At 67.6% G+C, this 14,737-nt stretch carries 15 protein-coding genes; 7 read left to right on the forward strand and 8 right to left on the reverse strand.

Going from position 1 to position 14,737, the window contains the following annotated elements; all coding sequences use genetic code 11:
• Positions 1 to 48 precede the first annotated feature (48 nt).
• Positions 49 to 1,083: a heat-inducible transcriptional repressor HrcA gene (hrcA, locus tag TPAU_RS13845; protein WP_013127378.1), complete on the reverse strand. Its 1,035-nt coding sequence runs from the start codon at positions 1,081 to 1,083 to the stop codon at positions 49 to 51.
• 70 nt (positions 1,084 to 1,153) lie between these two features.
• Between hrcA and TPAU_RS13850 the strand changes: the two genes are divergently transcribed.
• From TPAU_RS13850 to TPAU_RS13860, 3 genes are all read left to right on the forward strand, one after another.
• Positions 1,154 to 1,507 (forward strand): type II toxin-antitoxin system VapB family antitoxin, encoded by a 354-nt coding sequence (locus tag TPAU_RS13850; RefSeq protein ID WP_013127379.1) that lies wholly within the window; start codon positions 1,154 to 1,156, stop codon positions 1,505 to 1,507.
• Between the two features lie 11 nt (positions 1,508 to 1,518).
• The gene (locus TPAU_RS13855) at positions 1,519 to 2,151 is read left to right on the forward strand and encodes an SIMPL domain-containing protein (RefSeq protein WP_013127380.1); all 633 of its coding nucleotides are present in this window, start codon (positions 1,519 to 1,521) and stop codon (positions 2,149 to 2,151) included.
• Between the two features lie 61 nt (positions 2,152 to 2,212).
• Entirely contained in the window at positions 2,213 to 2,956 is a 744-nt protein-coding gene (locus TPAU_RS13860) for an SIMPL domain-containing protein (RefSeq protein WP_013127381.1), read from the forward strand.
• A 3-nt stretch (positions 2,957 to 2,959) separates the two neighbouring features.
• Here TPAU_RS13860 and hemW read toward each other — a convergent pair whose 3' ends face one another.
• Positions 2,960 to 4,135: a radical SAM family heme chaperone HemW gene (hemW, locus tag TPAU_RS13865; RefSeq protein ID WP_013127382.1), complete on the reverse strand. Its 1,176-nt coding sequence runs from the start codon at positions 4,133 to 4,135 to the stop codon at positions 2,960 to 2,962.
• 274 nt (positions 4,136 to 4,409) lie between these two features.
• On the opposite strand from hemW, the gene TPAU_RS13870 reads away from it, so the two are divergent.
• Genes TPAU_RS13870 through TPAU_RS13885 form a run of 4 tightly spaced genes read left to right on the forward strand, consistent with a single transcriptional unit; the run spans position 4,410 to position 9,050 of the window.
• On the forward strand, positions 4,410 to 6,131 hold the full coding sequence (locus TPAU_RS13870) for a nitrite/sulfite reductase (protein WP_013127383.1): 1,722 nt from the start codon (positions 4,410 to 4,412) through the stop codon (positions 6,129 to 6,131).
• Entirely contained in the window at positions 6,128 to 6,850 is a 723-nt protein-coding gene (locus TPAU_RS13875; RefSeq protein ID WP_013127384.1) for a phosphoadenylyl-sulfate reductase, read from the forward strand. The genes TPAU_RS13870 and TPAU_RS13875 overlap by 4 nt, the downstream gene beginning before the upstream one ends.
• Positions 6,829 to 7,773: a sulfate adenylyltransferase subunit CysD gene (gene cysD, locus TPAU_RS13880; protein WP_086012707.1), complete on the forward strand. Its 945-nt coding sequence runs from the start codon at positions 6,829 to 6,831 to the stop codon at positions 7,771 to 7,773. Before TPAU_RS13875 ends, cysD begins: the two co-directional genes overlap by 22 nt.
• Positions 7,773 to 9,050, forward strand: coding sequence for a sulfate adenylyltransferase subunit 1 (locus TPAU_RS13885; RefSeq protein WP_013127386.1), 1,278 nt, complete (start codon positions 7,773 to 7,775; stop codon positions 9,048 to 9,050). Before cysD ends, TPAU_RS13885 begins: the two co-directional genes overlap by 1 nt.
• 189 nt (positions 9,051 to 9,239) lie before the next feature.
• Here TPAU_RS13885 and TPAU_RS13890 read toward each other — a convergent pair whose 3' ends face one another.
• From TPAU_RS13890 to TPAU_RS13915, 6 genes are read right to left on the reverse strand one after another with little or no spacing between them, the layout of a single operon-like run.
• Complete coding sequence (locus TPAU_RS13890) at positions 9,240 to 9,644, reverse strand: hypothetical protein (RefSeq protein WP_013127387.1); 405 nt, start codon at positions 9,642 to 9,644, stop codon at positions 9,240 to 9,242.
• Positions 9,644 to 10,882, reverse strand: coding sequence for a GNAT family N-acetyltransferase (locus TPAU_RS13895; RefSeq protein ID WP_013127388.1), 1,239 nt, complete (start codon positions 10,880 to 10,882; stop codon positions 9,644 to 9,646). The genes TPAU_RS13890 and TPAU_RS13895 overlap by 1 nt, the downstream gene beginning before the upstream one ends.
• 40 nt (positions 10,883 to 10,922) lie before the next feature.
• Positions 10,923 to 11,921: a sulfate/molybdate ABC transporter ATP-binding protein gene (locus tag TPAU_RS13900; RefSeq protein WP_013127389.1), complete on the reverse strand. Its 999-nt coding sequence runs from the start codon at positions 11,919 to 11,921 to the stop codon at positions 10,923 to 10,925.
• On the reverse strand, positions 11,911 to 12,729 hold the full coding sequence (gene cysW / locus TPAU_RS13905; protein ID WP_013127390.1) for a sulfate ABC transporter permease subunit CysW: 819 nt from the start codon (positions 12,727 to 12,729) through the stop codon (positions 11,911 to 11,913). Before cysW ends, TPAU_RS13900 begins: the two co-directional genes overlap by 11 nt.
• Positions 12,726 to 13,517, reverse strand: a complete 792-nt coding sequence (gene cysT / locus TPAU_RS13910) for a sulfate ABC transporter permease subunit CysT (protein WP_013127391.1) — start codon at positions 13,515 to 13,517, stop codon at positions 12,726 to 12,728. The genes cysW and cysT overlap by 4 nt, the downstream gene beginning before the upstream one ends.
• Entirely contained in the window at positions 13,517 to 14,635 is a 1,119-nt protein-coding gene (locus tag TPAU_RS13915) for a sulfate ABC transporter substrate-binding protein (protein ID WP_013127392.1), read from the reverse strand. The genes cysT and TPAU_RS13915 overlap by 1 nt, the downstream gene beginning before the upstream one ends.
• Positions 14,636 to 14,737: the final 102 nt, after the last annotated feature.

Raw genomic sequence — 14,737 nt, forward strand, 5'->3', positions numbered from 1 at the left:
CTCAACTCATGATTCCACCACGTCTGGCGATGGGACCATTCGGGCTGGTCAGCGAGCTCCCAGCACCTCTCCGACGTACCGGGCAACGGCGGCGACGGATGCGATCGTGCCTGGATAGTCCATCCGCGTCGGCCCGAGCACGCCGACGCCGCCGAACACGGCGCCCGACGAGCCGTAGCCCGTGGACACCACGGAGGCGCCCCGCAGATTCTCGTCCTGCGTCTCGGAGCCGATGGCCACCGAGACCATGCCGGGCTGCTGGCGGGCGGTGAGGAGCTTGAGCACCACGACCTGTTCCTCCAGCGTCTCCAGCACGCTGCGCAGCGATCCGGAGACGGCGTCGAAATCACCGGCGTTCCGGGTGAGGTTCGCGGTGCCACCCAGCACGAGGCGGTCGTCCGCACGCTCGACCAAGGTCTCCACCAGCACCGTCGAGATCCGGATCACGGCATCGCGCATATCGCGCGGGGCGAGCGGGGCCAAGTCGGCGACCGCCATCGACGCATCGGGGATCACCTTGCCGTGCACGGCGGCGCCGAACAGATCGCGCAGCCGTGCGAGTTCCTCGTCGGACGCGGCGTCGCCCAGCTCGACCAGCCGCTGCTCCACCCGCCCGGAGTCCAGGATCACCACGAGCAGCAGCCGCGTGGGGGCCAGCGCCACCACTTCGAGGTGCCGCACCCGCGCCGAACTGATCACCGGGTACTGGATCACGGCGACCTGCCGGGTGAGCTGCGCCAGCAGCCGCACCGACCGCTGCAGCACGTCATCGAGGTCGACACCGGTCTCCAGGAATTGGAGGATCGCCCGACGCTCCGCCGACGACAGCGGCTTGACCTGTGCGATGCGGTCGACGAACTGCCGGTAGCCCTTCTCGGTGGGGATGCGGCCCGAGCTGGTGTGTTGCTGGGTGATGTAGCCCTCCGCCTCGAGCACCGCCATGTCGTTGCGCACGGTCGCGCTGGACACACCGAGTTGGTGCCGATCCACGAGAGCCTTCGATCCCACGGGTTCCTGCGTCTCGACGTAATCGGCGACGATCGCGCGCAGTACCTCGAAACGCCGGTCCTCGGTGCTCGACATCGAGCGCGTCACCTCCGTTCGGGCTGGGTTCTTCTTCGAAGGTCCAGCTTACGCGGGCTAGAGTCGAACGGTGATCTTCAAGGGCGTTCTCGACGAAAAGCCGTACCCCGATCACGGCCTCACTCATCGCGAATGGTCGAAGATCCCGCCGCACAGAGTGCGCCTCGACCAGCTGGTCACCACGACCGCGGTCCTCGCTCTCGACCGGCTGCTCTCCGAGGACTCGACGTTCTACGGCGACCTGTTCCCGCACGCTGTCGAGTGGAACGGCGACCTGTATCTCGAGGACGGCCTGCACCGGGCGGTCCGCGCCGCGCTGCGCGGCCGGCAGGTGCTGCATTGCCGCGTGCACGTGCTCGCGCCCGGTACCCCGCCCCGTCCGGCATCCTCGGTGAAGCACGGCAAGCACGCGCGGCGCGACTGAAAGGCACAGACATGACCCGTTCCATCCGTCAGACCGGCTCCGGTTCGGCCCCCGCGATCCCCGACGTCGTGATCGCCCGGATCGGGGTACAGAGCCGCGCGGGGGACGTGGCCTCCGCCTTCTCCGGCGCATCGGGTGCGGCCCACGCCGTGGTCTCGGCGGTCCACCGGGCAGGCGTCGCCGACGCCGATATCGCCACCACCGACGTCGGCCTGCAGCCGGTCGAAACGGGGCCATGGGAGGACCGGCGGCTGGAGGGTTACGCCGCGACCGAGTCCCTCACCGTCACGATTCGGGACACCGACCGCGCGGCCGCGGTACTGCAGGCCGCCGCGACAGCGGCGGGTGACGCGGCCCGGATCGAATCGGTGAGCTTCGCGGTCTCCGACGGTGCGGGCCCGCTGGACCGGGCCCGGGAGGCCGCGTTCGCCGATGCCCGGCGCAAGGCCGAGCACTACGCCTCTCTGGCCGGCGTCACGCTGGGCGCCGTGGTGTCGATCGCGGACGAGCCGTCCGGGCACGGACCGGTGCCCGAGGTGATGTTCGCCGCGCGCCAGGCCGCCGACAGCGGACCGGCGATGGCCGTGGGCGAGCGGTCGGTCAGCGCACGCGTCGTCGTGGAATGGGAGTTGGCTCAGCGATAGGTGCGTTGAGGTAACGGCCGAACCCGCGCGGGACGGCGACGGCGCTGGCACCATCGAGATCATGTCGAACTCGAAATCCAGCACGGTGCGTCGGTGGCGGACCGCCGGGGCCGTTGCGCTCGTCTCCGTCGCGGCGGCCGGCTCCGTGGCGGCCTGTTCGTCGGGCGACTCGAACGGCTCCCCCCGCGAGATCACCGCGGTCGGAACCGGCGAGGCCAGCGGCAAACCCGATGTGCTCACGGTGAAGATGGCAGTCCAGCATCAGGCGGGCGATGTCTCGTCCGCCCTGAACCAGTCTTCCGAGGGCGCCCAGAAGGTGATCGATACTGCCGCCGCGAACGGCGTGGATCGCAAGGACATCTCCACCGCGAACGTCGACGTCTCCGCCCGGACCGGTCCGGACCAGGCGATCACGGCCTACGAGGCGACGCAATCGCTGACCATCAAGGTGCGCAAGCTCGACACCGCGTCGAAGCTGCTCGGCGATCTCGCGACCGCGGGCGGGAACGGCACTCGGATCAACTCGGTGGGTTTCGACATCGAGAACGACGACGCCCTCAAGGCCACCGCTCGCGATAAGGCCTTCGCCGCGGCCAAGACCCGCGCGGAGCAGTACGCGAAGCTGGCGGGAGGCAAGCTCGGCGAGGTCCGGACGGTGAGCGAGGTCCCGTCGGCGCGCGCGCCGGGCACCCGCGACTTCTCGGCACCGGGCGGCCTCCAGGGCACGGCTGCGGCGCCGGTTCCGATCGAATCCGGCGAACAGTCGCTGAGTGTGACCGTCACCGTGGTGTGGTCGCTGGCCTGATCGTCAGTCGAGGATGCGGCGTACCACGCCATCGGCGAGGAGTCGCCCGGCGTCGGTGAGCACGTAGGCCGCACCGACGCGGTCGAGGTTGCCCTCGGCGGCCTCGGCGTCGGCGCGTTCGCGCTCCGCAGGGCGGAGGACCGCGAGCGGCAGGCCCGACCGCATCCGCACCCGCAGCATCACGTCCTCGACGTGCTGTTGCTCCGCGGTGAGTGTCTCGTGCCCGGCCAGTGGCAGTTCGCCGCGGCCGACGGCATCGGCGTAGCGGGCGGGGTGCTTGATGTTCCACACGCGGGTCCCGGCGATGTGCCCGTGGGCGCCCGGGCCGGCTCCCCACCAGTTGGCGCCCTCCCAGTACAACTCGTTGTGGTGGCACCGTGCGGCGTCGCTGCGCGCCCAGTTCGACACCTCGTACCAGTCGAAGCCGGCGCCGCGCAGCGCGCCGTCCACCTGCTCGTAGCGCCGCGCCAAGACGTCGTCATCGGTGTCGGGCAATTCGCCGCGGCGGATCCGGCGGGCCAAGGCGGTTCCGTCCTCGACGATGAGCGCATACGCCGAGACGTGGTCCACGCCCGCATCGAGCACCGCATCCAACGAGGCCGCGAGATCGGCATCGGTTTCCCCGGGGGTGCCGTAGATCAGGTCGAGGTTCACGTGCTCGAAGCCCGCCGCGCGGGCCTCCTTCGCCGCCGCGACCGCGCGTCCCGGTGTGTGCGTCCGGTCGAGCACGGTGAGCACGTGAGCGGCCGCCGACTGCATGCCCAACGAGACGCGAGTGAACCCCGCATCGCGGAGCCGTCGGAAGAACTCGGGTGAGGTGGATTCCGGGTTCGATTCGGTGGTGATCTCGGCGTTGTCGACGAACCGGAAGTGGCGGCGGGCGGTGTCGAGCAGCGCGGCGAGGCCGTCTCCGCCGAGCAACGACGGTGTGCCGCCGCCCACGAACACCGTGTGCACCGGCACATCGCCGACGGTCGCACGCGCCAGCGCCAGTTCCCCGTCGATGGCTTCGGCCCACGCCTGCGGCGACGAGGATCCGCCCAACTCACCCGCGGTGTAGGTATTGAAATCGCAGTATCCGCAGCGGGTGGCGCAGAACGGAACGTGCAGATAGAGCCCGAACGGCGCAGAGCTGCCCTCCAGCGAGGGCAGAGTGGGGGCGGCGAGGGACTGCGTCATCCCTTCAGTCTGGCAGTCGCGGCGGCCAGGGCCGAACCGGTCGGTGGCGCGAGCGCAGTGTGGTTCGAACCACCCCGATTCCAACTTTCGTCCAGCCGGTGGCACAATGATCCCGATGGATGGACAGGGTGAGCTGCTGGCTTCGCGCCGGCACATTGACTACCTGCGGGTCTGCAGCAGCAGCTGTCAGGCCTGATTGAAGGCGTTTCTGCGCGCCGCACCGCTCTTGCGCCACAGCCCGGCGCGCCATCTTCGTTAATCCACAGGAGTCTTCATGACGTCGACTGCCGACGCTCCCCTTTCCTCCGCTGACGCCGCTCCCGCGCGGCCCGCTCGCAAGCGCCCGGCACAGCGGAAGTCCGAGGGCCAGTGGAAGCTGGGCTACCGCGAACCGCTGAACGCGAACGAGCAGACCAAGAAGGACGACAACCCGCTCAACGTGCGGGCCCGGATCGAGAACATCTACTCCAAGCAGGGGTTCGATTCGATCGACAAGTCGGACCTACGCGGCCGGATGCGCTGGTGGGGCCTGTACACCCAGCGCGAGCAGGGATACGACGGCACCTACACCGGCGACGAGAACATCGACCTGCTCGAAGCCCCGTATTTCATGATGCGGGTGCGCTGCGACGGCGGGAAGCTCAACGCCGAGCAGATGCGGGTGTTGGGCGAGATCTCGACGGAATTCGCCCGCGATACCGCCGATCTCTCCGACCGCGAGAACGTCCAGTACCACTGGATCGAGATCGAGAACGTACCCGAGATATGGAAGCGCCTGGAGGCCGTGGGCCTCAAGACCACCGAGGCCTGCGGCGATTGCCCGCGCGTGGTGCTCGGCTCGCCGCTGGCGGGCGAGTCCTTCGGCGAGGTCCTCGATCCGTCGCCGGCGATCGACGAGATCGTGCGCCGCTACATCGGCGATCCGAAGTACTCGAACCTTCCCCGCAAGTTCAAGACCGCGATCTCGGGCCAGCAGGACGTGGTCCATGAGATCAACGACGTGGCCTTCGTCGGCGTGGTGCACCCCGAGCACGGCCCCGGCCTGGATCTGTGGGTCGGCGGTGGCCTGTCGACGAATCCGATGCTCGCGCAGCGGGTGGGCGCCTGGATCCCGCTCGACGAGGTGCCCGACGTCTGGGAGGGCGTGGTCTCGATCTTCCGCGACTATGGCTACCGCCGGCTGCGCTCGAAGGCGCGACTGAAGTTCCTGGTCAAGGACTGGGGGATCGAGAAGTTCCGCCAGGTCCTGGAGGACGAGTACCTCGGCCGCACGCTGATCGACGGCCCCGCTCCCGCACAGCCGGAGCGTCCCATCGACCACATCGGCGTGCAGAAGCTGCGCAACGGCCTCAACGCCGTCGGCTTCTCCCCCATCGCCGGCCGCGTCTCGGGCACGGTGCTGAGCAAGGTGGCCGATGCGATGGAGCGGGTCGGCTCGGACCGGGCCTCGTTCACGCCGTATCAGAAGTTGATCGTGCTCGACGTCCCCGACGACCAGGTCGACTCTCTGATCGACGAGCTGGCGCCGGTGGGCCTGCAGGGGCGCCCGTCGATCTGGCGGCGCAACCTGATCGCGTGCAGCGGCATCGAGTTCTGCAAGCTTTCCTTCGTCGAGACCCGCAAGCGCTCGCAGGTGCTGGTGCCCGAACTGGAGCAGCGACTCGCCGACATCAACGCCCAGCTGGACGTCCCGATCACGGTGAACATCAACGGCTGCCCCAACTCGTGCGGCCGGTCCCAGATCGCCGACATCGGCTTCAAGGGCCAGCTCGTGGACGACCACGAGGGGAATCAAGTCGAGGGCTTCCAGGTTCACCTTGGTGGAAGCCTCGGGCTCGACAGCGGGTTCGGCCGTAAGCTGCGCCAACACAAGGTGCTGTCGACGGAGCTCGGGGACTACATCGAGCGAGTGGTGCGGAACTTCGTGGCACAGCGCGAGGGCGACGAACGCTTCGCGCAGTGGACGCTCCGGGCCGCCGAGGAGGATCTACGGTGACTGCCCCATCGAATTCCCTGACCGACGCCACTGCTGACGAGCTGCGCGCCCTCGCGGAACGCGCCTCGAAGGAGCTGGAGGGCGCCGATGCACTCACCCTGCTGCGGTGGACACTGGATACCTTCGGCGAGGACTTCGTGGTCGCGTCGAACATGCAGGACGGGGTGCTCGTGCACCTCGCGAAGCAGGTCCAGGACCGGCCGAAGGTGCTGTTCCTGGACACGGGCTACCACTTCCCCGAGACCATCGGCATGCGTGATGCGGTCGAGGCGGTCTACGACGTCGAGTTGCTCAACGTGACACCGGAGCACAGCGTCGGCGAGCAGGACGCTCTGCTCGGCAAGGACCTGTTCGCGAGCGATCCGGCGCAGTGCTGCAACCTGCGCAAGGTGGTGCCGCTGCGGGAGACTCTCAAGGGCTACCGCGCCTGGGTCACCGGTATTCGCCGGGTGGAGTCGCCGACGCGCGCGAACGCGCCGTTCATCTCGTTCGACGAGGGCTTCGGCCTGCTCAAGGTGAATCCGATCGTCGACTGGTCCGACGAGCAGATGCAGCAGTTCATCGACGCGAACGGTGTCCTGGTGAATCCGCTGGTCGACGAGGGCTATCCGTCGATCGGGTGCCAGCCCTGCACGAAGAAGCCGGCTCCCGGATCCGATCCTCGAAGCGGCCGCTGGGCCGGTTCGACCAAGACAGAATGCGGACTGCACGCCTCATGACCATTTCCGAGAATCCTCCGGCTACGAGCACCGAATTCAGCACCCTCGACGCGCTCGAGTCGGAGGCGATCCACATCTTCCGCGAGGTGGCCGGCGAGTTCGAGCGTCCGGTGATCCTGTTCTCCGGTGGCAAGGACTCGACCGTGCTGCTGCACCTCGCGGTCAAGGCCTTCTGGCCGGCGCCGCTGCCCTTCGCCCTGCTGCACGTGGACACCGGTCACAATCTGCCGGAGGTGCTGGCCTTCCGCGACAAGATGGTCGAGAAGTACAACCTCCGCCTGCACGTGGCGTCGGTGGAGGACTACCTCGCCGATGGCCGGCTCGAAGAGCGCGCCGATGGCATCCGCAATCCGCTGCAGACGGTGCCGCTGCTGGATGCGATCACCGAGAACCGCTTCGATGCGGTGTTCGGCGGCGGCCGCCGTGACGAGGAGCGGGCCCGCGCCAAGGAGCGGATCTTCTCGCTGCGCAACGCTTTCGGCCAGTGGGATCCGAAGAAGCAGCGGCCCGAACTGTGGAACCTGTACAACGGGCGGCACGCACCGGGTGAGCACGTGCGGGTGTTCCCGATCAGCAACTTCACCGAGCTCGACATCTGGCGTTACATCGCCCGCGAGGACATCGAGCTGGCCTCGATCTACTACGCGCACGAGCGCGAGGTGTTCGACCGTGACGGCATGCTCATGACCTCGGGCGTGTGGGGCGGCCCGCGCGACGGCGAGCAGGTGCGCACCCTGTCGGTGCGGTACCGCACCGTGGGCGACGGTTCCACCACCGGCGCGATCGAGTCGACCGCCTCGACGAACGAGCAGATCATGGCCGAGGTCGCGGCATCGCGCCTCACCGAGCGCGGTGCCACCCGCGGCGACGACCGGGTCTCCGAGGCCGCGATGGAAGACCGTAAGAAAGAGGGCTACTTCTGATGAGCAGCGCCCCCGCGCTTCTGCGTCTCGCGACGGCCGGTTCGGTCGATGACGGTAAGTCGACCCTGGTCGGGCGATTGCTGTACGACACGAAGTCGGTACTCGCCGATCAGATCGACGCCGTGACTCGCGCGTCGGTCGATAAGGGCCTCGACACCCCCGACCTGTCGCTGTTGGTCGACGGTCTGCGCGCCGAGCGCGAACAGGGCATCACCATCGACGTGGCCTACCGGTACTTCGCCACACCCAATCGGTCGTTCATCCTCGCCGACACTCCGGGGCACGTGCAGTACACCCGGAACACGGTGTCGGGCGCGTCCACCGCGCAAGTGGTGATCCTGCTGACCGATGCGCGCAAGGGTGTCATCGAGCAGACCCGCCGGCACGCCGCGGTGCTGTCTCTGCTGGGTGTGCCGCGCGTGGTCTTGGCGGTCAACAAGATCGATCTGGTCGACGATCCGGCTTCGGTGTTCCACGAGATCTCGGCCGAATTCCGGTCGCTGACAGCTTCATTGGGCTGGTCCGACGATTCGGTGCACGCCATCCCGGTCTCGGCGCTGCACGGCGACAACGTGGCATCGCGCTCGGAGACCACTCCGTACTACGACGGTCCGTCGCTCATCGAACACCTGGAGTCGATCCCCACGGATCCGGATATCACGCCGATCGGTTTCCGCTTCCCGGTGCAGTACGTGATCCGGCCCCGCACCCCCGAGTACCCCGACTACCGCGGGTATGCCGGGCAGGTGGCGGCCGGAACGGTCGATGTGGGCGACGAGGTGTTGGTACTGCCCGCGGGTACACGCAGCCGAGTCGAGCGGATCGACACTCCCGACGGCGAGCTCGCGTCCGCGCACACCGGCCGGTCGGTGACGGTGATCCTCGCCGATGACGTCGATGTCTCTCGCGGCGACGTGATCGTCTCCGCCGCAGACGCTCCCGAGCCCCGACAGCAGTTCGAGGCAACGGTGTGCTGGCTGGCCGAGAAGCCGCTGCGCATCGGCGCCCGACTTCTGCTCAAGCACGGAACGAAGACCACGCAGGCGATCATCGGCGGGGTCGATGCGGTCTTCGACGAGCAGAACCTCAAGGTTGTTCCGGGAGAAGGACTGGAGCTCAACCAGATCGGTCGGATCGGCGTGCAGACGGCGGAGCCGATCGTGGCCGACGACTACGACAAGAACCGCGAGATGGGCAGTTTCCTGCTGATCGATCCACAGAGTGGAAACACCCTCGCCGCCGGCCTTGTCGGTGACGCACTCGCGCATCTCGTCTGACCTTCTCAGACGGTGGCCCAGGTCGCGCTCGGTCTCCTACGGAACGCCGACCCGGGGCAGAGCCGAGGACGTGTGCCCCAAAGGCCCGCCCGCAAGCAGCTGCCCGATGATCCCCTCGTTCGCGCGGAGGTTTCCCACTCCTCATCGAGTTGCATCCTCCGCGCGAGGCAGGAGCCTCCGCGGGAACAGCTATCGTCCGGCCGGCAACTCGCCGATGCGGTGGAGCTCCGTGCCATCCGTGCTTTCCCATACGGCGAGACCGTCGCGCAGTCGCGCCCACAGCGGACTTCCGCCGCGCTCGGCACGCGGCCAGGTACGCAGTGTGGCGACCTGCCCGGAGTCGAGGACGGCGACCTGCACCTGATCCGCGACTCGGTGGGTTCGCTCCTCCTCGTCACCGCCGTCATCGAATCCGATCCCCACGATGCCCGCGCCCGGAATCGACAACCACAGTCCACGCGATTGCGCGACGTCGATCGGCGCACCCCGGGGCAGCAGGTCCGCGTTCGGCGGTCCGAACTCGTAGCGCAGACCGCTGACGTGCATGTCCCGCTCCACCCGCACGTACTCGGGTGAGATCGAAGGATCGGTCATCAGAACATCTCGACGGTCCACGGACGCCGCGGGCTGAACAACAGCAGATCCGCGCGGGCGGCGGCACCGTCGGCCTGCTCACGGATCGCACCGATCGCGACCCGTCGCGACACCGGCTCGTCGGACAACCACAACCGTCCCAGGTCTGCGACGTCGACGGCGAGATCGGCAGATTCGTTTGTGGGCGTACAGGTTCCGGCCGCACCGTCGATAAGGAAACGGCCCTGCGCCGGGCCGGGGTTGGAACCGTCGTATCCGGGGTCGGTTACCTCCAGTACCAGCCGATCGTCCGTGGCGTATGTGCGCGACGAGAACAGCGCGGGGACGTCGAAGGGCCGGATCCACAGGAAATCGGTGCGGTTAGACACCTGCACCGCGCGCGGGTCCGCGGGCACGGTGGTCACGAGGTCGTCCAGTGGCCGCTGGGCTGCCTCGACCCATCGCACCCAGTCGATGCTCATCGCGAAGGCCCACAGGTCACGCTCAGCGGCAGCGTCGATTCCGAGCAACTCGGTGATCTTGAGCGTGGAATCAGGCCTACCGTCGGTCCACTTGTTCTCGACCGTGTACACCAGCACGCCCGCCACCTCAACACCGCGCCGAAGGACCACGCGCAGCGTCGTGTCAGGGCCGTCGCCTCGGATCAGCCCGGCAGTCCGCCGCTGGTTGATATCGAGCTTGGATACCCTCCCCGCGAAGGCGAGCACCTCGCGGATCCGCGTGGAGGCCGCCAGGTACTCCTCGCCGTCGACGTACAGCACCTGGTCAACAGGCGGATTCGGCAGCGCAGCGCGGTCGACGGCGATCCGGTAGTCGACGGTCTCGGTGCTCTGCCCGAAACCATAACGACCGTAGATCGCGAACTCCGCCGCGATCAAAGTGGCAGCCGCGACACCGTTGGCGCGGGCCTCGTCGAGACAGTCGCGCATGTGGTTACCGAGAATTCCGCGTCGGCGATGAGTAGGCAGTACGGTGACTGCCGATATCGCACGCACGGGCACCGTTGCACCGCCGACCGCGGTGAGCCCCTGATCGAACGACAGGAAGGTTCCCACCGTGCGGTCGCCGTCCATGGCGATCCGAAAGTCGAGCGAATCCAGCTGCGCCGATACCGCTTCCATCCACGACTCCTGATCGGGCATGTGCCCTTGGAAGCCGATCGACGCGCACTGCTGAAAGCCCTCCAACTGCTCGCGAGTGGTCACGCGCTGGAACTTGATGGCAGAGGATCCGGTCATACCGCCCACGTTACCTGCGTCCGCAAACGGTTTTCGGCGGTTACGAGGCTGTGGGTATCTCCGGGACGTGGGTGGCGCGGACGTACACGATGTCGCCATCGGACAGATCGAGAGCGGCCGCGTCACCACGGGTGATCTGAGCGTGGAACCGTTCCCCCGTCGCCGAATTCTTCAACTCGACCCGCACCTCGAAGCCGAGGTACACCACGCGCTCGACTTCGGCCCGCAGTACGCCCGCCTCCTCGGAGGTCTGCTCGCCCTGGCGGGCCAATTCGGGGGTGCGACCCACGCGGATGTCGTGGGGACGCACCATGATCCCGTTGAGTTTGGCGACGGAGCCGAGGAAGGACATCACGAACGGTGTCTCGGGACGGTCGTAGACATCACCCGGGGTGCCGACCTGCTCGATCCGGCCGCGGTTGAGCACGGCGATCCGGTCGGCGATATCGAGCGCCTCCTGCTGATCGTGCGTGACGATCACGGTGGTCACGTGCACCTCGTCGTGCAGGCGGCGCAGCCAGGCCCGCAGCTCATCGCGGACCTTCGCATCGAGCGCGCCGAAGGGCTCATCGAGCAGCAACACCTTCGGATCGACCGCGAGGGCGCGGGCGAGCGCCATGCGCTGGCGCTGGCCGCCGGACAACTGTGCCGGGTAGCGCTTCTGGAAGCCGGCGAGCCCCACCACCTCGAGTAGTTCATCGACCTTGGCGTTGACCTCGGCTGCCGGACGCTTGCGGATCTTCAGGCCGAAGGCCACGTTCTCGCGGACCGTCATGTGCTTGAAGGCCGCGTAGTGCTGGAAGACGAATCCGATGTCACGGTGCTGCGGCGACGCGTCGGTCACATCGCGCCCGTCGATCTCGACCCGACCGGAATCGAGACGATCGAGGCCGGCGATGGACCGCAACAGCGTTGACTTGCCGGAGCCCGAGGGGCCGAGCAGCGCGGTCAGGGAGCCGTCCGGAATCTCCAGCGACACATCGTCCAGGGCGGCGAAGTCGCCGTAGCGCTTGTTCGCGCCCACCACGTTAATCGTCATCTCGGTTCCTCCGCCGGGTCGCTTCGAGCAGGGTCATCACCACGAGCGTGACGAGCGCGAGGCCCATCAGCAGCGTCGCCGCCGCGTACGCACCGAAGGTGTTGTAGTCGTCGTGGTTGCGGGAGCTCACCAACAGGGTGAGGGTCTGGGAGATGCCCGGGAAATTCGACGAGACCATGAGCACCGCACCGTATTCACCGAGTGCGCGCGCCACCGTCAGGACGACGCCGTAGGTCAGGCCCCAGCGAATCGCGGGCAGCGTGATCCGCCAGAAGGTCTGCCAGCCGTTGGCTCCCAGGGTCGCGGCGGCTTGCTCCTGTTCGGTGCCGATCTCGTGCAACACCGGCTCCACCTCGCGCACCACGAAGGGAAGTGTCACGAACACGGTGGCCAGCACCATGCCGGGAAGACCGAAGATCACCCGGAAGCCGAGCGACTCGATGCCGCCGAACCAGCCACCGACGCCCCACAGCATGATCAGGGCGACGCCGACCACGACGGGCGAGACGGCGAAGGGCAGGTCGACCGCTGCCTGAAGCGCTGCCTTCCCACGAAACGTGCCGCGGGCCAGTGCAAGTGCGGTGAACACACCGAAGATCACGTTGAGCGGCACCACGATCGCAACGATCAGCAGTGACAATTGCAGAGCGGAGATCGCAGCGGGTGTGGTGATCCAGGACCAGAACTCGCCGAGACCACGCTCGAACGATCGGTACAGAATGATCGCGATCGGAAGCACCAGCAGCAGGAACAGGTACACCAGCGCGATGGTGCGCAGTCCGAGTACGGATTTGGTGGACAGTCTCATTCGGCCGTCTCCTCCCGCTTGGCGCTGCGACCGCCGACGAACCGCATCACCGCGAGCAGGACGAACGCGATGGCGAGCAGCGCCACCGAGACCGCGGACGCGGCGGTCTGATTGTCGATTTCGAGCTGCTGCTGGATGTACTGCGAGGCCACTTGCGTTTCACCCGGGATGTTGCCGCCGACCAGGACCACGGAACCGAACTCACCGATGGCCCGCGTGAAGGCGAGTCCGGCACCCGAGAGGATCGCGGGCAGCAGCGTGGGGATGATGATCTTGCGCACGATGATCCGGTTCGGAGCGCCGAGCGATGCCGCCGCTTCCTCCACTTCTCGGTCGAGCTCGATGAGCACGGGCTGCACCTGCCGGACCACGAACGGGAGGGTGACGAAGGCCAGTGCGATGACCAGGGCCGGCTGCGTGGCGTTGAGAGTCAACCCGATCGGACTGTCCGGCCCGTACAGCGAGAGCAGGACGATCGAGGCCACGATCGTGGGAAGGGCGAAGGGAAGGTCGATGAGGGCGTTGACGATGCCCTTACCGGGGAAGTCATCACGCACCAGCACCCAGGCGATGATGGTTCCCATCACCACGTTGATCAGCGTGACGAGGAGCGAGACCCAGACCGTGATCGCTAGGGTCGATACCGCGTTCTTGGCAGTGAGCGCCGCCCAGAACCCCGACCAGCCGTTGTCGAAGGCGGTGGCGGTGATCGCGGCGATCGGCAGCAGCACGATGAGCGAGACCCACAGCCACGCGACGCCGATACGGAGCGGATTGATCGTGCGCATCACTTGCCCCCGGACTTGTAGGCGGCGGCGATGGTGCCCTTCTCGCCGAACAGTGCCGCGTCCACGGCGGGCCATCCCGCGAGATCCTTGCCATTGTTCTTGGCGGCGGTGCCCTTCCCCAGCTCGGCGCCGAGCTGCTTGATGGTCCACACCTGCTGCGGCTGCGCACCGAAGAGCCCGCTGGTGGCGGCGGCCACCTCCGGATCGGAGGCCCGGAACCCCGATTCGGGGAGTGCGCGCTGCGCCTCCGGTGTGAACAGGAATTTCACGAACCGCTCGGCGGCGTCGGGATCCTGTGCGGTGTTCACCACGGCGACCGGCAACTCGATCCGGAAGGTCTGCGGCGGGAAGAGGTACTCGACGGGCGGCTTACCGTCCGCCTTGTTCTGCCGCTGCATCAGTACCGCTTCGCTCTCGTAGCTCAGCAGGACATCGCCCTGCCCGGAGTCGAAGGCAGCGGTGGCATCGCGTCCGGAGCCGGGACTCACAGTGGTGTGGTCGCGGATGAGTTCCTTGACGAAGTCGAGGCCCTGCTTGGGGTTCTTACCGCCGTCGGACAGCGCGGCGTAGGGCGCGAGCAGGTTCCATTTGGCCGATCCGGAGCTGGCGGGGTTCGGGGTGACCACCTCGACTCCGGGCTTGAGAAGGTCCTTCCAGTCCCGGATGTTCTTCGGATTGCCCGGACGCACGACCACCGCGACCAGCGAGGTGAAGGGCACCGAATCGTAGGGATAGGCCTTTTCCCACGTCTTGTCGATCACGCCGGCCTTGACATCGCGGGTCACGTCCGGCTGGACGGAGAAGTTCACCACGTCGGCGGGGACGTGCCGCGCCACCTTCCGGCTCTGGTCGCCGGAGGCGCCGTACGACTGGGAGAAACCCACATCGGGGTTGGTCGCCCGGAACAGCGGGATCGCCACGTCGAAGGCCGGCTTAGCGGCGGCGAAACCGACGAGGTTCACCTGGTAGCGGCCGCTGGAGATGTCGGCACCGTGCGGTACATCGGTGGATCCGCCTCCGCACGCTGCGAGCAGCAGGCTGAGGGCGATCACCACGATGCCCTGCGCTCGGCCGCGCTGCGACAGTGCGGCGGCGCCGCGGCGGGTCTTATCGATCATGCTCGCCGTTCTCGTCGTCGGGCTGGACAGGCGAGAATCGTACGGAGTCAGATCAGCGGGTGAATGCCCACGCGACCACGAGCAGGATCAGCAGGGCGATCA

This window comes from Tsukamurella paurometabola DSM 20162, assembly GCF_000092225.1.
Taxonomy (GTDB): domain Bacteria; phylum Actinomycetota; class Actinomycetes; order Mycobacteriales; family Mycobacteriaceae; genus Tsukamurella; species Tsukamurella paurometabola.